At 70.6% G+C, this 23,203-nt stretch carries 18 protein-coding genes; 9 read left to right on the top strand and 9 right to left on the bottom strand.

Annotated features, from left to right (window positions below; all coding sequences use genetic code 11):
• Nucleotides 1–18 precede the first annotated feature (18 nt).
• The 3 genes from P1K89_RS05030 to P1K89_RS05020 are packed head-to-tail and all read left to right on the top strand — an operon-like array spanning nt 19 to nt 3,906.
• Nucleotides 19–714, top strand: coding sequence for a hypothetical protein (locus P1K89_RS05030; protein WP_284615272.1), 696 nt, complete (start codon nt 19–21; stop codon nt 712–714).
• A complete protein-coding gene (locus P1K89_RS05025; RefSeq protein ID WP_284615271.1) occupies nt 711–1,934 on the top strand; it encodes a toxic anion resistance protein in 1,224 nt (407 codons plus the stop codon). Before P1K89_RS05030 ends, P1K89_RS05025 begins: the two co-directional genes overlap by 4 nt.
• A 37-nt stretch (nt 1,935–1,971) precedes the next feature.
• A complete protein-coding gene (locus tag P1K89_RS05020) occupies nt 1,972–3,906 on the top strand; it encodes a hypothetical protein (protein ID WP_284615270.1) in 1,935 nt (644 codons plus the stop codon).
• 185 nt (nt 3,907–4,091) lie between these two features.
• Here the strand turns inward: P1K89_RS05020 and P1K89_RS05015 are convergent, their stop codons facing one another.
• The 3 genes from P1K89_RS05015 to P1K89_RS05005 form a co-directional block, all read right to left on the bottom strand.
• Nucleotides 4,092–6,362 carry a TonB-dependent receptor gene (locus tag P1K89_RS05015; protein WP_284615269.1) on the bottom strand — a complete coding sequence of 757 codons (2,271 nt, stop codon included), beginning with the start codon at nt 6,360–6,362 and terminating at the stop codon, nt 4,092–4,094.
• 166 nt (nt 6,363–6,528) lie between these two features.
• The gene (locus P1K89_RS05010; RefSeq protein ID WP_284615268.1) at nt 6,529–7,506 is read right to left on the bottom strand and encodes a GMP reductase; all 978 of its coding nucleotides are present in this window, start codon (nt 7,504–7,506) and stop codon (nt 6,529–6,531) included.
• 240 nt (nt 7,507–7,746) lie between these two features.
• The gene (locus P1K89_RS05005) at nt 7,747–8,418 is read right to left on the bottom strand and encodes a hypothetical protein (RefSeq protein WP_284615267.1); all 672 of its coding nucleotides are present in this window, start codon (nt 8,416–8,418) and stop codon (nt 7,747–7,749) included.
• Here P1K89_RS05005 and P1K89_RS05000 point away from each other — a divergent pair.
• Complete coding sequence (locus P1K89_RS05000) at nt 8,413–10,842, top strand: UvrD-helicase domain-containing protein (RefSeq protein ID WP_439897951.1); 2,430 nt, start codon at nt 8,413–8,415, stop codon at nt 10,840–10,842. The genes P1K89_RS05005 and P1K89_RS05000 overlap by 6 nt on opposite strands.
• 34 nt (nt 10,843–10,876) lie before the next feature.
• Here P1K89_RS05000 and P1K89_RS04995 read toward each other — a convergent pair whose 3' ends face one another.
• Nucleotides 10,877–11,692 carry a BPSS1780 family membrane protein gene (locus tag P1K89_RS04995; protein WP_284615265.1) on the bottom strand — a complete coding sequence of 272 codons (816 nt, stop codon included), beginning with the start codon at nt 11,690–11,692 and terminating at the stop codon, nt 10,877–10,879.
• Between the two features lie 33 nt (nt 11,693–11,725).
• On the bottom strand, nt 11,726–12,694 hold the full coding sequence (locus P1K89_RS04990) for a homoserine kinase (protein WP_284615264.1): 969 nt from the start codon (nt 12,692–12,694) through the stop codon (nt 11,726–11,728).
• A gap of 174 nt (nt 12,695–12,868) precedes the next feature.
• Between P1K89_RS04990 and polA the strand changes: the two genes are divergently transcribed.
• Nucleotides 12,869–15,673 carry a DNA polymerase I gene (gene polA / locus P1K89_RS04985; protein WP_284615263.1) on the top strand — a complete coding sequence of 935 codons (2,805 nt, stop codon included), beginning with the start codon at nt 12,869–12,871 and terminating at the stop codon, nt 15,671–15,673.
• A 16-nt stretch (nt 15,674–15,689) separates the two neighbouring features.
• Here polA and P1K89_RS04980 read toward each other — a convergent pair whose 3' ends face one another.
• Nucleotides 15,690–16,046, bottom strand: coding sequence for an EF-hand domain-containing protein (locus P1K89_RS04980; protein WP_284615262.1), 357 nt, complete (start codon nt 16,044–16,046; stop codon nt 15,690–15,692).
• Nucleotides 16,043–17,632 (bottom strand): S10 family serine carboxypeptidase-like protein, encoded by a 1,590-nt coding sequence (locus P1K89_RS04975; RefSeq protein WP_284615261.1) that lies wholly within the window; start codon nt 17,630–17,632, stop codon nt 16,043–16,045. The genes P1K89_RS04980 and P1K89_RS04975 overlap by 4 nt, the downstream gene beginning before the upstream one ends.
• Nucleotides 17,633–17,811: 179 nt before the next feature.
• Between P1K89_RS04975 and sixA the strand changes: the two genes are divergently transcribed.
• Nucleotides 17,812–18,285 (top strand): phosphohistidine phosphatase SixA, encoded by a 474-nt coding sequence (gene sixA, locus P1K89_RS04970; protein ID WP_284615260.1) that lies wholly within the window; start codon nt 17,812–17,814, stop codon nt 18,283–18,285.
• 12 nt (nt 18,286–18,297) lie between these two features.
• Here sixA and ppx read toward each other — a convergent pair whose 3' ends face one another.
• Nucleotides 18,298–19,815, bottom strand: a complete 1,518-nt coding sequence (gene ppx / locus P1K89_RS04965) for an exopolyphosphatase (RefSeq protein ID WP_284615259.1) — start codon at nt 19,813–19,815, stop codon at nt 18,298–18,300.
• A gap of 87 nt (nt 19,816–19,902) precedes the next feature.
• Here ppx and P1K89_RS04960 point away from each other — a divergent pair, with 87 nt between their 5' ends.
• From P1K89_RS04960 to P1K89_RS04950, 3 genes are read left to right on the top strand one after another with little or no spacing between them, the layout of a single operon-like run.
• Nucleotides 19,903–20,778 carry a dienelactone hydrolase family protein gene (locus tag P1K89_RS04960; RefSeq protein WP_284615258.1) on the top strand — a complete coding sequence of 292 codons (876 nt, stop codon included), beginning with the start codon at nt 19,903–19,905 and terminating at the stop codon, nt 20,776–20,778.
• A gap of 14 nt (nt 20,779–20,792) precedes the next feature.
• The gene (locus tag P1K89_RS04955; RefSeq protein ID WP_284615257.1) at nt 20,793–21,569 is read left to right on the top strand and encodes a ZIP family metal transporter; all 777 of its coding nucleotides are present in this window, start codon (nt 20,793–20,795) and stop codon (nt 21,567–21,569) included.
• A gap of 45 nt (nt 21,570–21,614) precedes the next feature.
• Nucleotides 21,615–22,769, top strand: coding sequence for an HD-GYP domain-containing protein (locus P1K89_RS04950; protein WP_284615256.1), 1,155 nt, complete (start codon nt 21,615–21,617; stop codon nt 22,767–22,769).
• Here P1K89_RS04950 and P1K89_RS04945 read toward each other — a convergent pair.
• On the bottom strand, nt 22,762–23,196 hold the full coding sequence (locus P1K89_RS04945; protein WP_284615255.1) for a universal stress protein: 435 nt from the start codon (nt 23,194–23,196) through the stop codon (nt 22,762–22,764). The two genes, P1K89_RS04950 and P1K89_RS04945, sit on opposite strands and share 8 nt — an antisense overlap.
• Nucleotides 23,197–23,203 lie beyond the last annotated feature (7 nt).

The raw sequence follows: 23,203 nt of genomic DNA, 5'->3' as shown, positions 1-23,203 counted from the left end.
AGTCCGGCTCGTTCGTTCATGATCGCCCGCTGGTTCCTCTCCCCCGCCAACTGGGTCGGCCTCGGGCTGGCCAGCATCGTGCTGGTGCTGAAGGCGCTCGGCCTGCTCGGCACGCTGGGGCTCGGTGTCGCGGTGATCGGCTACCTCGCCGGCTTCGCCGTCGGCGGGCTGTGGCTCGGCTTCCCGTGGCAGAAGGAGCCCGAGTGGGAGGCGCTGGAGTTCAAGGACGAGGGTGACGCGCGCGAGGCGATGGAGCGGGCGCTGTCGGGCGTGCGGCGGCTCACCGAGCACAACCCGGACAACCGCATCCCCGCCAGCCTGCAGGCCCGCGTGCTGGAGCTGTGCAAGGGGCTGGAGGCGCTGCTGCAGCAATGGGAGCGCTCGCGCGGCAACCTGTCGCTGCAGGACAGCTTCCACGCGCGCCACATCGCGATCAGCTACCTGCCCGATGCGCTGAACACCTACCTGTCGATTCCGGCGTCGTACGCAACGACCAAGGTGCTGGCCAACGGCAAGACCGCGCAGGACACCTTCAAGGACACCATCGCCGAGCTCGAATCGAAGGTGCGCCAGCTCGGCGACGACCTCGCGTCGCAGGACGCGCATGCCTTCCTCGTGCATTCGAAGTTCCTCAGCGAGAAATTCAGCCCCGCCGGCCTGCCCGGCGCGGATGCCCCGTCATTGAACGCTCCGAGCAAGGAGAACCCGCGATGAGCGCCACGCCCCCGACCACCACCGCCACCAAGACCACGCCCGCCTTCACGCTCGAGCCGCCGGAGGTGATCCAGGCGGTGCCTGCCGAAGCCGCGCGCGAGGCGGTGCCGCTGAAGCCCGAGGTGCAGACGCAGGTCGACGAGCAGGTCATGCGCTTCATCGACGCGCTGGCCACCGAGGACGTGCAGTCCGATTCGTTCCGCTCGCGCCTGGACAGCGCGTTCAAGCTCGGCAAGGAGGAGGTGTCGAACGCCTCGTCGCTGATGCAGGGCCGCTTCATGCAGCGCAACTTCGCCGGCATCGAGGACACGCCGGCGTACAAGGCGATCGCCGAGATCCGCTCGCAGCTCGACGAGCTGAACCCCGGCAACGACGGCGACCTGATGCAGCCGCGCAAGCTGCTGGGGCTGATCCCGTTCGGCAACAAGCTCGAGGCCTACTTCCGCAAGTACCAGAGCGCGGCCGAGCAGCTGAAGGGTTCGATGTCGCAGCTCTACGCCGCGCGCGACGACATGGAGAAGGACGTCCAGGACATCGAGCTGACGCGCAAGACGCTGTGGGACGCGATGCAGAAGCTCGCCGCCGCGTCGCGCTTCGCGACCACGCTGGACGCCAAGCTCGAGGAGAAGGTCAAGTCGCTCGAATCCAGCGACCCGCAGCGCGCGCAGGCGCTGCGCCAGGAAGTGCTGTTCTACGCCCGCCAGAACCTGCAGGACATCCAGACGCAGCAGGCGGTGTGCGTCAACGGCTACCTCGCGCTCGACGTGCTGAAGAAGACCGGCCGCGAGATGATCAACGGCTGCACGCGCGTGGCCACCACCGGCATGAGCGCGCTGGCGGTGGCGCAGACGGTGGCCCGCGCCACCGGCAACCAGATCCGCGTGATGGAGATGCTGCAGGGGGTCAACGCGACCATCGGCAACCTGATCAGCGAGACCGGCCGCGCGCTGAACCAGCACGTCGACCAGACCACGCAGTTCGCGCAGAACCCGATGCTCGGCATCGAGAAGATGAAGGAAATGTTCGACCAGACCTTCCAGGCCATGGACGCGATGGACAACTTCCGCACCAAGGCGATCGAGGTCATGGGCCAGAACAACACCATGATCCGCGAGCAGCTGGCGCGCGCCGACAACTATGCCGACCGCACGCGCCAGCAGCAGGCCCGCGAAGCCGCGCAGACGGTGGCGCCGTCGCTGGACGGACCGGTGAAGCTGTAAGGTACGCGGTGCAGAGGCGGTCGGTCGGGAGCGCGCGATGAACACGACACGGTGGTGGGGCTGGATCGCGGCGGCGCTGCTGCTCGCGGGTTGCGGGGGCGGCCGCGAGGCGGCCGAGGCCTCGCGCGGGCGGCTCGACGCGCCGGCCGCGGCGCGGGCGCCGGCGTCGGCCTGCGATGCGTCGACTGGTGCGGCCACCGAGGCAGCGGGCCTCGTCGGCCATCGGCGCGTCGGCAGCGAGTGCCTGCACAGCTTCGCCGGCTTGCGGCAGGCGGCCGCCACCGATGGCCGCCGCCGTGCCCAGAGCGCGGCCGCTGCAGCGAACGTCATCAAGCCGAACGCGCCGCCGCTGACCGCCACCGAGCTCTTCGACTGGGCCGAGCAGAACTACGCGCACTTCTTCCCGGGGCACGAAAGCAACCGCACGCTGGTGCCCTACGTCTACCGCTACTACCCGACGACGCAGAACCACGTCGCCGTCGCCAACGGGCTGGTCTACGTGCAGGGGCCGCTGTCGGGCGGCACGCTGCTGTTCATCGACGAGCTGGTGGACTTCACCTGCACCGTGTTCCCCGACCGCTGCGAACCGGCGCCGACCGGCAAGCCCTGCACTGCGCCGAACTCCTGGCTGGTCGGCTTCAACGTCTGCACGCCGAACGCCGACCAGACGGGCTCCGTGCCCTCGGGCACGACGGTCGCGTACCTCGACTCGAGCGGCCCGACGCGCGGCAGCGCCAGCTACACCTGCAACGACGGCACCCTGACGCAGAAGGGCGGCCTGGCCTGCGACCTGGCCGAGCCGCTGGCCTGCAATACCAGCGGCCTGAGCTGGACGGTCGGCGGGCGCACCTGCGTCGCCAATGCCGGCGAGCCGACGCAGCTGGCTTCGGGCGCGAGCCATGTGTTCAAGGCCTCGTCGGGCACGGTCGGCAGCGCCGACTACAGCTGCTTCAACGGCAGCCTGAGCCCGGTCGGCACGCCGAGCTGCAATCCGCCGCCGGCGGTCTCCTGCCAGCCGGCGAGCGTCAGCTGGACGGTCGGCGCCAACACCTGCGACGCCGACAGCGTGCCGGCGCAGATCGCCGATGGCGGCAGCTTCCTGTTCGGCGACATCACCGGCGCGACCACCGGCAACGCCACCTTCCAGTGCAGCGCCGGCAACCTGGTGCAGCTGCAGGGCGTCTGCGAGTCGATCCCGCACATCCTCGACAGCTTCGGCGGCGACGGCGGGGCGGCCGATGGCGGTGCCAACGGCGACGGCACCGCCGGCGACGGCGCACCGATCGTCGGCGGGCTGGTGCAGGTGGTCGACCGCAACGGCAAGCGCACCAGCGCGACCACCGACGCGCAGGGCTACTTCCGCGTCAAGCTGACCGGCTTCCAGCCGCCGCTGCTGGTGCGGGTGACGCGGCCGGACGGCGTCGTGCGCGTCTCGCTGTCGGTGCAGCCGCTGAAGACCAACGGCTACATCTTCATCAGCGTGACCGGGCTGACGACGAAGATCGCTGCCGAGATCGCCAAGGCGGCCGACCTGGGCGGCGCGGCCAGCCTGACACCGGCGATCATCGAGGCGAATCCGAATGCCCTGATCGCCGCGATCAATGCGATCCGCAACCATCCGGTGGTCAACCCGCTGCTGATCGAATCGGGCTTGGATCCGTCGACCTTCGACCCGCTCACCATCCCGTTCCGGCCCAATGGCAGCGGCCACGACCGCGTGCTCGACCACATCGTCGTGACGACCGACAGCAATGGCGACACGCAGATCCAGAGCGCCGACTGCCCGGCGCCGACCTCGTGGACCGTCGGTGGCGTGACCTGCACGCCGGACGTCGGCGAGGAAACGGTGGTGCCGCACGGCCGGACCGTGGTGCACAAGGACACCGTCGGGCCGACCACCGGCACGGTGGGCTACACCTGCCTGCGCGCGGTGCTGCAGCCGCCGATCCTGCCGTCCTGCAAGGCGGGCTGAGTGGGCCCCCACGTCGCTTCGCTCCTGCCCCCCGAGGGGGGTGAGCCCGGACGAGGACAGTCCAGCGGACTGTTCTCGCCTGGCGAACGGCTGGTCCGCAAGGACCAGCGCGGCCTGCAAGGCTCAGCCGCCTTGGGGCGGCCCGGCGGCGGCTGAAGGCCCCGCTTGCGGACGGACGATCGGGATCAGAACGTCATCTTGAACTGCGCCCCCCAGGTGCGCGGGTCGTTGATGAAGCCGGTCAGGTTGTTGAAGTCGATGCCGCCGACCGCACGCACCTGGTCGGTGATGTTGCGGCCGAAGACCGCGGCCTCGTACTTGCCGTTGCCCCAGATGTAGCCCACGCGCAGGCCGCCTTCGGTCAGCGGCTTGCCGGTGAATTCCACCGCTTCGTAGAGGAAGAAGTTGATCTTCGAGCGGTACGACCAGTCGGTGTAGACATACCACTCGCCGTCGGCGGTCGGCATGGCCCAGCGCGCGTTGACGTTGACCACCGTCTTCGGCGCCTGCGGCAGCGGGTTGCCGTCGATCGACACGGTGGGCGAGAACTTGCCGATGGCGGGGTTCGCCGGCGCGGTGATCGGATCGAGGATCGTGCAGTTGGCGTTGATGCTGCAGGCGTCGACGCGCAGGTTCTTGTCGCGGATCTTCGTGTCGTTGTAGCTCGCGCTGATGCCGAGCAGCAGGTTGTCGGTGGCCAGCAGCTTGAAGTCGACCTCGAAGCCCTTGCCGACGGTCTTCTCGGCATTGACCAGCTGGTTGAAGTTGGCCGCGCCGCCGACGGCGGTGAGCTGCTGGTCCTTGATCGTGTAGTGGAAGGCGCCGGCCGAGATGCGCGCGCGGCCGTTCATGAAGTCGCTCTTCACGCCGGCCTCGTACGAGGTGACCTTCTCGGAGCTGGCCACTGACACGATGTCGCCGAACAGCAGGCGGCCCTGGATCGACGGCGCGCGGAAGCCGGTGGCCACGCGGCCGTAGACGTTGGTCGTCTTGTCGAGCGCGTAGGTCAGGCTCAGGTCGCCGCTGGTGTTCGACGCGTCGGTGGACTTCGGGATGCGGCCGATGAAGGTCGGGCTGAAGGGCGGGGCCTGCAGGCGGTCGGCGTAGAAGTCCTTCTTGTCCTTCGTGTAGCGCAGGCCGGCGCGCAGCTCGAGCGCGTCGGTGGCCTTGAAGTTCACCGAGCCGAACACGGCCCAGGCCTTGTTGTCCTGGTGCTGCGTCGCGTAGCCGTTCTGCGCATTGCCGCCGATCGACGAGTAGTTGAAGCTGTCGATGCCGATCTCTTCGTTGAAGTAGTAGACGCCGCCCTGCCACTTCAGCGGGCCGGTGGCGTTCGACTCGACGCGGAACTCCTGCGAGACCTGGCGGTGCTTGGGCAGGCCGTCGGCCGACTCGGCATCGAAGGGGATGAAGCCGGGGCCCGACGACGGCAGGAACACCGCGCCGAAGCCGCCGTCGATGTCGCCGCGGCTGAACACCTTGACGTGCTCGTAGCCGGTGATCGAGTGCAGCGTGACGTCGCCGAGGTTCCAGCGCACGCGCAGGTTCGCACCGTCGCTGCTCAGGTCCTGCTGGTTGATGCCGTCCTGCGAGACCTTCTTCGGATCGAAGCCGTCGACGAAGTCGCTGGTGCCGCGCTTGAAGACGTTGGCGCGGAAGACGCGCGCCGAGCCGTCGAGCTTGCGGCCGTGCACGTTGAACAGCGCGCTGAAGTCCTTGCTCGGCTGGTACAGGAACTGCACCCGGCCGGCGGTGTCGTCGTAGCCTTCCATCTCCTTGGTCGGGCCGGCGGCATGGGTGTTCTTGACCCAGTCGTCGCGGTGCTGCGTCTGCAGCGAGACGCGCGCGGCGAGCACGTCGGACATCGGGATGTTGAACGCGCCCTCGGCATTCAGCGTGCTGAAGGTGCCCGCTCCGATCGTGAAGTAGCCCTCGGTCTTCTTCAGCACCGGCTTGACCGACTCGAACTTGACGACGCCGGCGGTGGTGTTGCGGCCGAAGAGCGTGCCCTGCGGGCCGCGCAGCACTTCGATCTGCGCGACGTCGAAGATCGGGAAGCCCTTCAGGATCGGGTTCTCCTGCACCACCTCGTCGAACACCAGCGACACCGGCTGCGAGGCGTTGAGGTCGAAGTCGGTGTTGCCGAGGCCGCGGATGTAGAAGCGCGGGAAGGCGCGGCCGAAGGACGACTCGATGTTCAGGCTCGGCACGCGCGCGGCCAGCATGCGGATGTCCTGGCCGCTGGAGTTCAGCACGTCCAGCGCCTCGCCCGACAGCGTGGAGATCGAGCTCGGCACGTCGCGGATGTTCTCGACGCGGCGCTCGGCGGTCACCGTCACGGTTTGCAGTTGCTGGGCAGCCTGCTGTTGTGCGAACGCGGGGGCCGCGATCAGCAGGGCGGCCGCTGCGGCGAGGGGATGGAGGGTGAAGCTGCGCCGGACGGACGTTTCGGGCATGGTGGCATTCCTCGGTGGGTGAAAGTCGCCGGGGCAATGCAAGCGGCGTGCAGACCGGCATCGGTCGGCACGCCGCATGGGTGCGCCCCCGCTGGACAGGAGCGTTTCATTCTGCAGCCCTGCTGACGGGCCGAGATGTCAGCGATCGTCGGCTGTTGCGTTCAGGTCACATGAAGAGATGCTCGCCGGCGTTCTCGCCGCCGAGGACCACGTAGTTGACCTTGCGCAGGTCGCCCAGCGTGCGGCCGCCGGCGTACGAGATCGAGCTCTGCAGGTCCTCGCGCATCTCGCGCAGCGTGTCGTCGAGCCGGCCCTTCACCGGCTCGAGGATGCGCTTGCCCTCGACGTGCTTGTACTCGCCCTTGTTGAAGTCGCTGGCCGAGCCGTAGTACTCCTTGAACAGCTTGCCGTCGACCTCGACCGTCTGGCCGGGCGACTCCTCGTGGCCGGCGAACAGCGAGCCGACCATCACCATCGCGGCGCCGAAACGCACGCTCTTGGCGATGTCGCCATGGTGGCGGATGCCGCCGTCGGCAATGATGGGCTTGGTGGCCACCCGGGCGCACCATTTCAGCGCGGACAGCTGCCATCCCCCGGTGCCGAAACCGGTCTTCAGGCGCGTGATGCACACCTTGCCGGGGCCGATGCCGACCTTGGTGGCGTCGGCGCCCCAGTTCTCGAGGTCGATCACGCCTTCGGGCGTGCCGACGTTGCCGGCGATCACGAAGGTGCGCGGCAGCTTCTGCTTGATGTGCTCGATCGTGCGCCGCACGCTCTCGGCATGGCCGTGGGCGATGTCGATGGTGATGTAGTCGGCACCGACGCCCTCGGCCGCGAGGCGGTCGATCACCGCGATGTCGGCCGGCTTCACGCCCGAGCTCAGCGAGACGAACAGGCCCTTGTCGCGCATCTGCTTCGCATAGGCCACGTTGTCGAGGTCGAAGCGGTGCATCACATAGAAGTGGCCGCTCCTGGCCAGCGTCTCGGTGATCGATTCGTCCACCACCGTCTTCATGTTGGCGGGCACCACCGGCAGCTTGAAGCGGCGGCCGCCGAACTCGACCGAGGTGTCGCACTCGGCGCGGCTGTCGACGCGGCACTTGCGCGGCAGCAGCAGGATGTTGTCGTAGTCGAAGATTTCCATGGCTGAAGTCTCGTCAGGCGTGGCGGCGTTGAACGCAGTGCCGTCACTGGGGCTGCGAGCGCTTGACCTGAGACCCGGTCCGGGCCGCGAACGCCGTCGGCGAAGGACGGTGCGACCCCAAAAGGAAACCGGGCGCCAGAATTTGGGCCCGGTGGCTGATTCTACGCGGGCGGCACGCCCCGGCGCGGTGCGGCGCGAGAGAGCCGCACCCGCCCGGGGAGATGGCGCGGCGGCGCGGCCTCAGCGCGCCGGGCAGCGGTCGGCGGCGATGGCCAGCAGCCGACCATCCGGGGCTTCGACCCAGCCACGTGCCTGCAGGCGCGTCGGCTGGGCGCTCTCGGGCCAGCGCAGTGCACGCAGGTGGGAGATCGGCCGCTTCGCGCCGTCCAGCGGCAGCGGGCCGGCGACCGCGCGCACCAGCTGGCGTTCGACGGTCGAGCCTTCGCTGCCGGCCGGCAACAGCTCGACCAGCGCGAGCCAGCCGCTGCTGCCCCTGGGCACCGCGCCGCGCAATTCCAGCTGCAGGCCGAAATAGCCGTTCCATGCCGGTCCGGACAGCACGCGCAGCGCCGGCACGCCGGACGGCAGCGCCGAGCGCACCGTCAGCATCTGCTGCGCGACCGGCGACGGGCCGCCGGCGCGCTGCGCACGTTCGGCGGCTTCGGCCGGCGCGGCCGCGGCGAGCGGCGCATCGCCGGCGGCCGGCGTTGGCGTGATCCAGTCGAACAGCCAGCCGGCCGGCGCCGCCGCGCCGTCCTTCGCCGCCCAGCACTCGGGGCAGTCGGCGGAGACGAAACGTTCGGTGACCGCCGCGCCGGCGCGGGGGCAACCCGCCGCCGGCGCCGCCGTGTCCGCTGCGTGCGCCGCCGCGCCGAGCAGCACGAGCCCGGCTCCTAAAATCCATGGATGCATGACCAGCATTCTGACCGCGCGCCCGAACCACGGAATGGCACGGGTGGCGACGTGCCCGGCACCGGCACCTTGCTGCGCAACCTGAACCCCGAGCAGTACGCGGCCGTGACGCTGGGCGCGGAGCCCTCGCTGATCCTCGCCGGCGCCGGCTCCGGCAAGACGCGCGTGCTGACCACGCGCATCGCGTGGCTCTTGTCGACCGGGCAGCTGTCGCCGGGTGGGCTGCTTGCCGTGACCTTCACGAACAAGGCCGCCAAGGAGATGCTGACGCGCCTGTCGGCGATGCTGCCGATCGCCGTGCGCGGCATGTGGATCGGCACCTTCCACGGCCTGTGCAACCGCTTCCTGCGCGCCCACTGGAAGCTGGCCGGGCTGCCGCAGTCGTTCCAGATCCTCGACTCGGGCGACCAGCAGTCGGCGGTCAAGCGCATCATCAAGGCGATGGGCCTCGACGAGCAGCGCTTCGTGCCCAAGCAGGTGACCTGGTTCATCGCCGGCGCGAAGGAAGAGGGCCAACGTCCGAAGGACGTGGACGCGCGCGATCCGCAGACGCGCAAGATGGTCGAGATCTACGAGGCCTACGAGGCGCAGTGCCAGCGCGAAGGCGTGGTCGATTTCGCCGAGCTGATGCTGCGCACCTACGAGCTGATGCGCGACAACGCCGCGCTGCGCGAGCACTACCAGCGCCGCTTCCGACACGTGCTGGTCGACGAGTTCCAGGACACCAACCGGCTGCAGTACCGCTGGCTGAAGATGTTCGCGCCTCCGGGCGGCGTGCCCGGCCTCGGCCCGCAGGGCGTGTTCGCCGTCGGCGACGACGACCAGAGCATCTACGCCTTCCGCGGCGCGCAGGTCGGCAACATGGCCGACTTCGAGCGCGAGTACCGCGTGCGCCAGGTCATCAAGCTCGAGCGCAACTACCGCTCGTTCGGCAACATCCTCGACAGCGCCAATGCGCTGATCGCGCACAACGCGCACCGCCTCGGCAAGAACCTGCGCACCGAAGCGGGACCGGGCGAGCCGGTGCGCATCGGCGAACATCCCAGCGACTATGCCGAGGCGCAATGGCTGCTCGACGAAGCGCAGGCGCTGCATCGCGGCGGCATCGCGCGCAGCGAGATCGCCATCCTCTACCGCAGCAACGCGCAGAGCCGCGTGCTCGAAAGTGCGCTGTTCAACGCCGGCATCCCGTACCGCGTCTACGGCGGCCTGCGCTTCTTCGAGCGCGCCGAGGTCAAGCACGCGCTGGCCTACCTGCGGCTGATCGAGAACCCGCACGACGACACCTCGTACCTGCGCGTCGTCAACTTCCCCGCGCGCGGCATCGGTGCACGCACGATGGAACTGCTGCAGGACGCAGCGAGGGCGGCATCGCAAAGCCTGTACCAGAGCATCGGCGCGGTCGCCGGCAAGGGCGGCGGCAACCTGGCGGCCTTCAACGCGCTGATCGACGGCCTGCGCGAGCGCACGCGCGGCCTGACGCTGCGCGAGATCATCGGCGAGGTGCTCGCGACCTCGGGGCTGGTGGAGTTCTACCGCACCGAGAAGGAAGGCACCGACCGCATCGAGAACCTGGAGGAACTGGTCAACGCCGCCGAGTCCTTCGTCACGCAGGAAGGTTTCGGCAAGGATGCGGTCGCGCTGCCGGTCGACGAGACCGCGCCGGGCGCGATTGCCGGGGCCGAGGCATCGGCCACCGCACCGCCGGCGCCGGATGCCGAGACCGGCGAGATCCAGTCGCCGCTGGCCGCGTTCCTGACGCACGCCGCGCTCGAAGCGGGCGACAACCAGGCGCAGGCCGGGCAGGACGCGCTGCAACTGATGACGGTGCACTCGGCCAAGGGCCTGGAGTTCGACTGCGTCTTCATCACCGGCCTGGAAGAGGGCCTGTTCCCCCACGAGAACTCGCTGTCCGATGCCGACGGGCTGGAGGAAGAGCGGCGGCTGATGTACGTCGCGATCACGCGCGCGCGCCAGCGCCTGTACCTGAGCTTCAGCCAGACGCGCCTGCTGCACGGGCAGACCCGCTACAACGTCAAGAGCCGCTTCGTCGACGAGCTGCCCGAGGGCGCGCTGAAGTGGCTGACGCCGAAGCACCAGGGCTTCGGCTCGGGTTATGCGCGGGAGTACCAGAGCGCGTGGTCACGCGGCTCGGGCCTGGGCTCCGTCGTCGGCATGGGCCGCGTCGCCGGCCGGCCTGCGTATGCGACACCGCCGCCGCCGGCGCCCGTGATGCTGCAGAAGGCCAGGGAAGCCGAGGCCGGCCTGCGGGTCGGCCAGACCGTGTTCCACAACAAGTTCGGCGAAGGCGTGATCATGACGCTCGAAGGCAGTGGCAGCGATGCGCGCGCGCAGGTGAACTTCGGCCGCCATGGCGCGAAGTGGCTCGCGCTGGGCATCGCCAAGCTGACGCCGGTGAACTGAAGGCGCGGCGGGTGGGAAGAGCGGCCGGCGCCGCTCACGCGGCGGGCGGCGCGTCGATCTCGAAGCTGTCTTCGAACATGAACCACAGCGAGACATAGAAGGCCGCGCTCAAGGCGGTGACCAGCAGCGCCGCGAAGGCCATCACGATCGCCGCGCTGCCGAGCAGCGCCGACAGCATGCCCACCACCAGGCCGCCGAGCAGGCTGCCGATCGCCACGCAGCCCAGCCAGCCGAGCCCGAAGAGCAGGAACGCCCCCTTGGCGCGCCACAGCGCCAGCGTGCTGGAGAACAGCGCCTGCGCCGCCGATTGCCCGCCCCAGTGCACCAGCGCGAGCGCGTGCCAGTAGGGCACCGACAGCAGCGCGCTCAGCACGAGGATGGTGTGCGAGAAGCGGGTGACGGCCGGGTGCGTCAGCGCGGTCATGAAGTCCTGTGCGCTGCGGTTCGTCGCCGACAGCGGCTTCAGCGCCTCGACCAGCTCCTGGCCGCCGGCCCACGCGGCGAGCTCGACGATCAGCGTCACCAGGAGGCCGAAGCCGATGCACAGCAGCAGCATCGCGCGGCGCGCGGCGGGCGGTTCGTTGCGCAGCGCGAACAGGTGCTTCAGCCGCACCCGCTGGCCGGCCAGCGCATCGCGCGTGGCCAGCATGAAGGCCAGCGACAGCAGCGGCAGCGTCGCCAGCGACAGCGGCGCGCCCAGCAGCGGGATCCAGCCGATCACGCTGAACAGCAGCAGGTAGGCCAGGAACAGCACGCAGTAGCCCAGTGGCTGGCGGAAGAAGGTCGCGAGCGCGCTGCGCAGCCAGAAGCTGCCGCGCTGCGGGGCGACTTGACGGAGTCGGAGGCCCATCGGGAGAGGTGTCGGTCGACGGCGGCGCGCGTGCTAACGCGGCGGATGCCAGGGTTCGGCGATGCGCGCGCGCAGCACGCGTTCGAAATGCGCCGGGTCTTTCGGCTCCAGCAGCGCGGCTTCGCGCGGCAGGTGCCAGTCGGCCGCGCGCGACAGCCAGAAGCGCAGCGCCGCGGCGCGCAGCAGGCCGGGCAGCAGGCGCAGCTCGCTGCTGGTCATCGGCCGCTCCTGCTCGTAGGCGTCGATCAGCGCCAGCGCGCGCGGCTCGTCGAGGCGGCCGGAGTCGGCATCGATGCACCAGTCGTTGAGCGCGACCGCGAGGTCGTACCCGAAGGCATCGGTGCCGGCGAAATAGAAGTCGTAGGCGCCGGTCAGTTTTTCGTGGCCGGGCAGGCCGTCGAACAGCACGTTGTCGCGGAACAGGTCGGCGTGCACCGCGCCGCGCGGCAGGCCCTGGTAGGCCGGCGCGGCGGCGAGCTGCTGCTGGAACTGCAGTTCCTCGGACAGCAGCGCCTGCTGCGGCGCGGCCAGGTGCGGCATCACCTGCGGTGCGGTCGCCAGCCACCACGGCAGGCCGCGCAGGTTCGGCTGCGCGAGCGGGAAATCGGCCACCGCCAGATGCAGGCGCGCGAGCAAGTGGCCCAGCTGCGCGCAGTGGTGCAGGTCCGGCGCCAGCTGGTGCGCCCCGGGCAGCGCGTTGACCAGCGCGGCGGGCTTGCCGGCCACGCGGTGCAGGATCTCGCCGGCGGCATCGGCGCGGGGTTCGGGCACCGGCAGGCCGCGCTGCGCGAGGTGCTGCATCAGCCGCAGGTAGTAGGGCAGCTGCTCGAAGGACAGGCGCTCGAAGAGTGTGAGCACCCAGCGGCCGCGGTCGGTATCGATGAAGAAGTTGGAGTTCTCGATGCCGCTCGCGATGCCTTCGATCGAACGGAGCGATCCGGCACCGAGGCGCTCGGCGAGCGCCGCCGCTTCGTCGCGGCCGACCTGCGTGAATACCGCCATGACGAAGGCTCTAGGGTTGCGGGGCGACGAAAGGCGGGCAAGGGCGCGCGGACATCCGCGGGATTCTACGCAGCGGGTCCACGCTGCTGACAGGGCCGGTCGGAGGCCGAAGCACAATCGCCCGCTTGAGCCCGCCGGCCACCCGGCAGGCGCCGCCCTCGAAGGCCCCCGCCGATGACCGACTCCCCCACGCCCGACGCGCCGCTGCTGCTGCTCGTCGATGGCTCCAGCTACCTGTACCGCGCCTACCACGCGCTGCCCGACCTGCGCAGCGCCGACGGCTTCCCGACCGGTGCGATCCACGGCTTCATCGCGATGCTGAAGAAGCTGCGCGACGACGTCGGCGCCGGCCACGCGGTGTGCGTGTTCGACGCGCCCGGCCCGACCTTCCGCGACCACTGGTACGACCAGTACAAGGCCCACCGCTCGCCGATGCCCGACGACCTGCGCCAGCAGATCGCGCCGATCCACGAGGTGGTGAAGCTGCTCGGCTGGCCGGTGCTGGAGGTGCCCGGCATCGAGGCCGACGACGCGATCGGCACGCTGGCCTGCCAGGGCGTGACCAGCGGCCACCGCGTGCTGATCTCCACCGGCGACAAGGACCTCGCGCAACTGGTCAACGAGCACGTCACGCTGATCAACACGATGAGCAACGAGCGGCTCGACGTCGAGGGCGTGAAGGCCAAGTTTGGCGTGCCGCCGGAGCGCATCGTCGACTACCTGACGTTGATCGGCGACGCGGTCGACAACATCCCCGGCGTCGAGAAGGTGGGGCCGAAGACCGCGGCGAAGTGGATCGCCGAGCACGGCTCGCTCGATGGCGTGATCGCTGCGGCGGCCAGCATCAAGGGCGTGGCCGGCGAGAACCTGCGCAAGGCGCTGGACTGGCTGCCGCAGGGCCGGCGCCTGGTCACCGTGAAGTGCGATTGCGAGCTGGCCGAGCACATCCCCGGCTGGCCGGCGGTGGAGAGCCTGCAGCTGCGCGAGCCGGACCGCGAGGCGATGCTCGACTTCTACCAGCGCTACGGCTTCAAGGCCTGGAAGCGCGAGCTCGAGGGTGCGCTGGGCCGGGCGCCGGCCGAGCCGCAGCGGCCGACCGTCGCGCGCTTCGACAACGCGGCGCCGGCGGCGTCCGCCGCGCCGGCCGTGCCGCTGCCGGACCTCTCCGGGTTGAAGCGCCACTACGAGACCGTGCTGACGATGGAGCGGCTCGAACACTGGATCGGCGTGCTGCGCGGCGCCGAGCTCGTCGCGCTGGACACCGAGACCGATTCGCTCGACCCGATGGCAGCACGCATCGTCGGGCTGTCGTTCGCGGTGACGCCGGGCGAAGCCGCCTACGTGCCGCTGGCGCACAACTATCCCGGCGCGCCGGACCAGCTGGAGGCCGATGCGGTGCTGGGCGCGCTGAAGCCCTGGCTCGAGGATGCGGCGGCCGCCAAGATCGGCCAGAACACCAAGTACGACAGCCACGTGCTCGCCAACCACGGCATCACGCTGCGCGGCTGGCGCCACGACACGCTGCTGGAGAGCTACGTCTTCGAGGCCCACCTGGGCCACGGGCTGGAGAAGCTGGCCGAGCGCCACCTCGGCCGCAAGGGCCTGAGCTACGAGGACGTCTGCGGCAAGGGCGCGAGCCAGATCCCGTTCTCCCAGGTCGATCTCGAGCGGGCCACCGAGTACAGCGGCGAGGACAGCGAGATGACCTTGCACATCCATCAGGTGCTGTACCCGCGCCTGGCCGCGCTGCCGGGCATGAAGTACGTCTACGAGCAGATCGAGCTGCCGGTGTCGGCGCTGCTCGCGCGCATCGAGCGCCACGGCGTGCTGATCGACGGCGCGCTGCTGCAGCGCCAGAGCAAGGAGCTCGCCGAGCGCATGCTGGGGCTGGAGCGCGAGGCCTACGAGATCGCCGGCGGTCCGTTCAACCTCGGCTCGCCGAAGCAGATCGGCGAGGTGCTGTTCAACCGGCTCGGGCTGCCGGTGCGCAAGAAGACCGCGTCCGGCGCACCGTCGACCGACGAGGACGTGCTGCAGGAGCTGGCCGCCGACTACCCGCTGCCGGCGAAGATCCTCGAGCACCGCAGCCTGTCGAAGCTGAAGGGCACCTACACCGACAAGCTGCCGCAGATGGTCAACGTGCGCACCGGCCGCGTGCACACGACCTATGCGCAGGCGGTCGCGGTGACCGGGCGGCTGTCGAGCAACGAGCCGAACCTGCAGAACATCCCCATCCGCACGCCCGAGGGCCGGCGCGTGCGCGAGGCCTTCGTCGCGCCGCCGGGGCACGTGATCGTGTCGGCCGACTACTCGCAGATCGAGCTGCGCATCATGGCCCACATCTCCGGCGACCCGGGCCTGACGCGCGCGTTCTCCGAGGGCATGGACGTGCACCGCGCGACCGCGTCCGAGGTCTTCAATGTCGCGCCTGAAAACGTGACGTCCGAGCAGCGGCGCTACGCGAAGACCATCAACTTCGGCCTGATCTACGGCATGGGCGCGTTCGGCCTGGCGCAGGCGCTGGGCATCGAGCAGAAGGCCGCGCGCGCGTACATCGAGCGTTATTTCGCGCGCTTCGAAGGCGTCAAGCGTTACATGGACGACACCCGGCGCTCGGCCGCCGAGCTCGGCTACGTCGAGACCCTGTTCGGCCGCCGCATCGAGCTGCCCGACATCCGCGGCGGCAACGGCCCGCGCCGTTCGGGCGCCGAGCGCCAGGCGATCAATGCGCCGATGCAGGGCACCGCGGCCGACCTGATCAAGCTGGCGATGCTGGCGGTGCAGCGTGCGCTCGACGAGGGCGCCAAGCGCACCGCGATGGTCATGCAGGTGCACGACGAGCTGGTCTTCGAGGTGCCCGAGGACGAGCTCGACTGGGTGCGCACGCAGGTGCCGGCGCTGATGGCCGGCGTGGCCCCGCTGAAGGTGCCGCTATTGGCCGAAGTGGGCGTCGGCGCGAACTGGGACGAGGCGCACTGAGCGCGCCCGGCCGGGGTCAGCGCGCCCGTTCGCGCTCGGCGAGGTAGCGCTTCAGGTCGTCGAAGCTGACTGCGCCTCGGCCGCTGCGGTCGATCTGCTCGAAGTGGCGCGCGACGAAGCCGAGGCCGGCGCGCTCGGCCTGCGCGCGGGTCAGCGCGCCGCTGCGCTGCGCGTCGGCGGCGTCGAAGCGGCGCTTGAGCTTCGCCAGCGCCTGCGCGTCGAGCGCGGCGCCGGCGGCCGGTGCATCGGGGCTGCGGATGCGCGCTTCGGGCGCCACCCAGGGGTCCATGCGGCGCAGGCGCGGTTCGTCCGCCGTCTGCGCGGCCGCGGCCGTCGCGGCGATCAGCAGCCACCAGGGCAGCAGGCGCTTCATGGCGTGGTCCTCAGCGCGCGGTAGAACGTGCCGAGCGCGTCGCGCTGCGCGCGCCGGCCGGCATCGTCCAGGTAGGTCATGTGGCCGCCGGCGACATGCTGCACGGCGATCGTCGGCCGGTTGCCGAAGCGGCGCAGGTCGAGCACGGTCTGGTGGAAGGGTGTCGCGAGGTCGTGCCGGCCGTTCAGCGACAGCACGCGCAGCCGCGGGTTCAGCAGCATCGCGGCGGCGAGGTCGGGCACGCCGTCGGGCAGCGCCTTGCCGTCGTGCTGCCACTGCCAGACGTTGATCGCGGCGTCGGTGAAACTGACGTAGGGCGACGGGCTGCGGTAGTTCAGCGTCTGCGGCAGCAACTCGTTCATCGCGGTGACGAACGGTGCCTCGATCACCGTCAGCGACGGGTCGCCGTCGCGCGCCAGCGGGCTGCCGAGCGCGCCGATGATGCGCGAGTCGTAGCGGCCGATCAGCTGCCCGGCGCGGAAGCGTTCGCGGTAGCGGTCGGGCCGCAGGCTGAACTGCTGCTGCCAGGTGGCGGCGCTGGCGCCGGTCAGCGCGACCAGCTCGCTGACCAGCGTGGCGTCGGATTGGGGCTGACCGGTGCCGGCGATGAAGGCGGCGACCGCCGGGCCGTAGCGCTGGTCGGCGAAGTTCATGGAGCCGAGCACGAAGGCGTCGACGTCCGCCGGCGGCGGCGACGCGACGCTGTAGTGTGCCGCCGTGGCCGCGTAACTCGGCAGATAGCCCGCGCAGTTGACGCGGCCGGGCTCGAACACCGCGCAGTTGCTGTTGTAGTCGAGGATCGACGACAGCAGCACGACGCCGTCGAGGCCGACGCCGGCGGCTTCGAGCTCCTCGGCCAGCAGCGCCGCGCGCAGCGTGCCGTAGGACTCGCCGAACACCACGCGCGGCGAATCGCGGCGGCCGTTGGCGTCGAGCCAGCGGGCGATGAAGTCGCGGAAGACACGCGCGTCGGCGTCGACGCCCCAGAAGGTGCGGTTGTTCGCCGGCGCGATCGCCTGCGACTGGCCGGTGCCCACCGCGTCGACGAAGACGAGATCGCTGACGTCGAGCAGCGTCTCGGCGTTGTCGACCAGCGCGAAGTGTTCGGCGATCTGGTTGCTCGGCATGTTGGCGACCAGCCGCTTCGGCCCGAACGAGCCGAGGTGCAGCCACATCGACGCCGAGCCGGGGCCGCCGTTGAAGAAGAAGGTGACCGGCCGCGTGGCCGGGGCCGCGCCGTCGAGCGTGTAGGCGACGTGGAAGAACGAGGCCTGCGGTGCGCCGCTGCGCACCTCGGTGGCGGTGAGGTGGCCGGCGCTCGCGGTGTAGGCCAGCGTGCGCGTGCCGCTGACCCACTGGTGGCGCGTCACCGCACGCGCTTCGCTGGGCGTGGCGAGCGACGCGGTCGCGGCGTTCGAGTAGACCGTGCTGTCGGTGAAGCTCGGCTCGACCGGGGGTGGGGCGGGCGCGGGCGCCCCCCCGCCTCCGCCGCCACCGCCTCCGCAACCGGCCAGGGCCGCCGCGATGCCGAGCAGCCTGGCGCAGGCCGCGAGTCGGCGCACGGCGCGCAACGCATCGTTGGTCATGGCGGGCGAGCGTAGCGCGGTTTTCATGGCCCTGTCATCGGCGGTCGCCAGCATGCGGGGCGACCGTCGCGCGCCGTTGTGGCGAACAGGCCCGACGTCGTCATCCTCCTGTTGCACGAATGTCATGAATGGGTTTCGATATCGGCCGATGCGTTGGATCGGCACGGAAGAGGACTTGCATGGACCTGATCCTGTGGCGGCATGCGGAAGCGCGCGAGGCCGCCGACGGTGAAGCCGACCTCGAGCGTCCGCTGACCGGGCGCGGCCTCAAGCAGGCGCACCGCATGGCCGACTGGCTCAACCGCTTCCTGCCGGAAAGCACGCGCGTGCTGGTCAGCCCGGCCCTGCGCGCCCGCCAGACCGCCGAGGCGCTGGGCCGCAAGCTGCGCATCAACGACGGCCTGGCGCCCGGGGCCGGCGTCAACCAGCTGCTGGAAGCGGTGCGCTGGCCCGACGCGCGCGAGCCGGTGCTGGTGATCGGCCACCAGCCGACGCTGGGGCAGGTGGCCGCCTACCTGATGGCCGGCGCCGATGCGGTACAGCAGCCGGCGTGGACCGTGCGCAAGGGTGCGGTCTGGTGGCTGCGCCACCGCGAGCGCGAAGGCGTGCCGGAGGTGGTGCTGGTGTCGGTGCGCACGCCGGAAAAGCTGTAGCCGGCCTGGACGTCAGTGCGTCTGCAGGCGCAGCCGCGGCGCGTCGAGCTTCTGCCAGCTGTCGGCCTCTTCCTGCAGCAGGTGCAGCGTGCGTGGATGCGTCGCGGCCCAGGCGGCGTCGAAGCCGAGCACCGCATGGCGGCCGTCGCGCGCCAGGCGCAGCACCTTCGTGCTGACCGGCGCGCGTGCATGGCACTTGATCGCCGCCAGCCGCAGCGCGAGCACCTGCCATGCGAACAGCTCGCTCGCCAGCTGGGCCTCGATCTTGCGCAGGCCACCGCGCTGGCCGAGCACGAGGTCGGCGATGCGGCGCTGCTGGCTCTGCGAGAAGCCGGCGGCATCGACATGCGCCATCAGGTAGGCGCTGTGGCGGTGGTGGTCGTGGTGCGACACCATCAGGCCGATCTCGTGCAGGTCGCACGCCCAGCCGAGCTCGCGCTGCGCCTCGTCGTCGGCCTCGGGTCGTGCCGCGGCAAACAGCGTCGTGGCGATGGACCGCACGCGCGCGGCCTGCGTGCGGTCGGCGCCGAAGCGCGCCTGCAGCTCGGCGACGCTGGCATCGCGCACGTCGCCGGCACCGGCGCCGGCGCGGTGGCGCTGCGCGGCGTGGCGCTCGTGCAGGTCGACGATCACCCCCTGGCGCAGCGCCCCCTTGGCCGGCTGCAGCGCTTCGATGCCGAAGTGCGTGACCAGCGTGTACAGCAGCGACAGCCCGCCGGCGATGATCGGACGCCGGTCGGCGGCCAGCGAGGGCAGGTCGAGCCGGTCGACATGGCCGGCGGCGATGCAGCGGGCGATGCACCAGCGCAGGCCCTCGGGCGTGATGCGGCCGTCGGACAAACCGGCGGCGGCCAGGATCTGCGATACCGCGCCGGCCGTGCCCGACGAGCCCAGCGCCTCGCGCCAGTGGCGCGGCGAGAAGGGTTCCAGCGCTTCCTCGAGTTCCGCGCCGGCGGCGACCTGCGCGTTGCGGAAACCTTCTTCGGTCAGGCGCCCGTCCGGAAACCAGCGCATCGACAGGCTGACGCTGCCGACCTTGAACGACTCGGCGACCTTGGGCACCACGCCGCTGCCGAGGATCATCTCGGTGCTGCGCCCGCCGATGTCGATGACCAGGCGCGGCGCTTCCGAGGGCTGCAGGTGCGCGACGCCGGCGTAGATCAGGCGCGCTTCCTCGCGGCCGGAGATCACCTCGATCGGGAAGCCCAGCGCGGCCTGCGCACGCACGAGGAAGGCATCGCGGTTGCGCGCCTCGCGCAGCGTCTGCGTCGCGACCGCCCGCACCTGCGACAGCTCGAAGCCCTGCAGGCGCTCGGCGAAGCGCTGCAGGCAGGCCAGGCCGCGCTGTGCGGCGTCTTCAGTCAGGTAGCCGTCGGCGTCGAGCCCGGCGCCCAGGCGCACCGTGTCCTTCAGGTAGGCGATGCGGCGGTAGCGGCCATGTTGCAGCTGGCCGATCTCGAGGCGGAAGCTGTTGGAGCCGATATCGATGGCGGCGAGCGGGGCGCTGGCGGAAGGCGGGCGGGAAGGCATGGGGCGGCATGCTAGCGGCAACGGCTCTCTAGAATCTCGCCTTTCGTCCGCCGGACCGGTCCTTCCTTCGAGAGGAGCTTCTCCACCATGCTGCAGCAGGACCTCGACAGCCTGACCCCCACCCGCGACTTCAGCCGCCGCGACTTCGTGCGTGGCAGCGTCGGCGCCGGCTTCGCCGCCGCGGTGCTGCCGGTGTCGGCGCAGACAGTGGTCAAGACCGACGTTGACGGCCTGACCGTCGGCGAGGTGACCATCCCCGTGGGCGACTTCCGCATGCCGGCCTACCGTGCGCAGCCCGCCGGCAAGACCGGCGCGCCGCTGGTGCTGGTGGTCAGCGAGATCTTCGGCGTGCACGAATACATCGCCGACGTGGCACGGCGCTTCGCGAAGCAGGGCTACTGCGCGGTCGCGCCGGAGCTCTTCGTGCGCCAGGGCGACGCCGGTTCGTACGGCGAGATCGCCAAGCTGCTGGCCGAGGTGGTCAACAAGGTGCCCGATGCGCAGGTGATGGGCGACCTCGACGCGACGGTGGCCTGGGCCAAGGCGCAGGGCGCCGATGCCTCGAAGCTGGCGATCACCGGCTTCTGCTGGGGCGGGCGCATCACCTGGCTCTATGCGGCGCACAACCCGGCGCTGAAGGCCGCGGCCGCGTGGTACGGCCGGCTGACCGGGCCGGCGTCGCCGCTGACGCCGGCGCACCCGGTCGACCTCGTCGGCAAGCTGCACGCGCCGGTGCTGGGCCTGTACGGCGAGAAGGACGGCGGCATCCCGCTGGCCGACGTCGAGAAGATGAAGGGGGCGCTGGCCGGCGGCAGCGCCGCCGCGAAGCGCTCGGCGTTCGTGGTCTACCCGGAGGCGCCGCATGCCTTCCACGCGGACTACCGGCCCAGCTATCGCCGGGAAGCCGCCGACGACGGCTGGAAACGCTGCCTCGCCTGGTTCAGGCAGCACGGGGTCGCCTGACGCGCCGCTGATCGATGACCCTGCTCTACATCGTGCTGGCGACCACCGCCGGCGGGCTGCTGTCGGTGCTGATCGCCGCGTCGGTCACGCAGGCGCTGCTCGGCGTGCTGGTGCGCCAGCTGGTGAGCCTGTCGGTGGGCGTGCTGCTGGGCACCGCGCTGCTGCACGTGATGCCGGAGGCTTTCGAGAGCCATGTCGAGCCGCAGCGGCTGTTCCTCACGCTGCTGGCCGGGCTGCTGTTCTTCTTCCTGCTGGAGAAGGCCGAGCTCTACCGCCATGGACACCATCACGAGGGTGACGGGCACCACCACCACCACCATTTCGATGCCGAGCAGGCCGGACGTGGCGGCTGGAGCGTGCTGCTGGGCGACAGCATCCACAACTTCTGCGACGGCATCATCATCGCCGCGGCCTTCCTCGCCGATCCGAAGCTCGGCGTGGTGACCTCCGCGGCCATCATCGCGCACGAGATCCCGCAGGAAGTCGGCGACTACATCGTGCTTCTCAACGCCGGCTTCAGCCGGGCCAAGGCGCTGCTGTACAACGCGCTGTCGGGCCTGGCCGCGGTGGTCGGCGGCGTGCTCGGCTACTTCGTCGTCGGCGCCTGGGAAGCGCTGTTTCCGTATCTGCTGGTGATCGCGAGCTCCAGCTTCATCTACGTCGCCGTGGCCGACCTGCTGCCGCAGCTGCAGCGCCGGCTGCCGCTGCGCGACACCGCGACGCAGCTCGGGCTCATCGGCGCCGGCTTGGCCCTGGTCTGGCTCGCTCGCAGTTTGTTGCACAGTCACTGACGCGAACCCTCAAGGCGGCCGTCGCCGGGGCCGAAGAACGACGGCATGAAACTGCTGCCCTTGGCCGACCTGCGCGATCGCCTCGCCCCCGGCCAGCCGCTGCCGTGGGGCGTGCGCGACGAGCGCGGCAACCTGCTGCTCGGCAAGGGGCACCTCGTCGACAGCGAGGTGATGCTGGAGGCGCTGTTCGCGCGCGGCGTCTTCGTCGAAGCCGCCGAAGCGGCCGCCGATGCCGTCGCCCAGCCCGCGGCGCCGGCCCCAGCGCCGGCACCGGAACTGGCTGCCGGCACGCCGTTCGAGCGCTGGGACAGGCTGTGCAGCAACCTGGCGCAGGTGCTCGCCAACCCGCTCGAGAAGCTCTTCCTGCAGCGCGTGCGCGACGCCGCGCTGCATGTGCAGGCGCTGTCGGCGATGAACACCGACCTGCTGCTGTTCCTGATCCTGCGCCAGGACCACGGCCGCTTCGAGACCTACGGCATCACGCATGCGCTGCATGTCGCCTGCGTCTGCAACCTGATGGCGCAGCGCCTGGGCTGGGACCGCGCCGACCAGCAGCGCATCATCGGCGCGGCGCTGACGATGAACCTCGCGATGATCGAGCTGCAGGGCGTGCTGGCGCGCCAGCCGACCCCGCCGACCAGGCGCCAGCGCGAGCTGATCGTCGAACACCCGACGCAGTCCGCACGCCTGCTGCGCAACGCCGGGCTCGACGACGAGCCCTGGCTGGCCGCCGTCGAGGATCACCACGAGCGCCGCGGCGGTGGTGGTTATCCGCGCAGCCGCGCCGAACCCGGCACGATGGCGCAGCTGCTGCGGCTGACCGACCAGTTCACCGCCAAGCACAGCGCCCGCGCGACACGGCCGGCGCTGCCGGCGCAGATCGCCGCGCGGCAGCTGTTCATGGACAACCCGGGCGATCCGCTCGCGGCGCTGCTGATCAAGGAATTCGGCATCTACCCGCCCGGCTGCCTGGTGCGGCTGGTATCGGGCGAGCTGGCGATCGTCGTGCGGCGCGGCCGCAGCGCGAATGCGCCGTGGGTGTCGACCTTGACGACATCGCAGGGCCGGGCGGTGATCGCGCCGGCGCTGCGCGACACTTCGCGCAGCGAGTTCGCGATCACCAGCAGCGTGCCCGAGCCAGTGGCGCGCCCGCGGCTGGCGCCGCAGGCCTTCTATCCGGAAGCCGCCGTGGCTACTTGACGACCAGCACCGGCAGGTGGCTGTGCGTCAGCACGCGGTTGGTCTCGCTGCCCAGCAGCATCGCGGCGACGCCGCGGCGGCCGTGCGAGGCCATCACGATCAGGTCGCAACCGAGCTGCTTGGCCTGGTCGAGGATCGCTTCCCATGGGTGCAGCGCCTCGACGGTGTAGGCCTCGCAGGGCAGGCCGGCCGCCTGGGCGGCGTCGACCACCGATTTCACGCGGGAGGCCGCGATACGTTCCTGCGCGTCGTAGAACTCCTGCGGCGGCACCGGCTGCATCTCGGAAATCGCGCTGTACGGGAAGGGCTCCTTGACGCTGACGGTGGCCAGCGTCGCACCGACGGCCTTGGCCAGCGTCAGCGCGGTTTGCACCGCCTTGGCGGTGATCTCGGAACCATCGGTCGGAACGAGGATGCGCTTGTACATGGTCAAC

The organism is Aquabacterium humicola (genome assembly GCF_030167915.1).
GTDB lineage: Bacteria > Pseudomonadota > Gammaproteobacteria > Burkholderiales > Burkholderiaceae_C > Pseudaquabacterium > Pseudaquabacterium humicola.
This window is presented reverse-complemented; position numbering and strand designations above follow the sequence as displayed.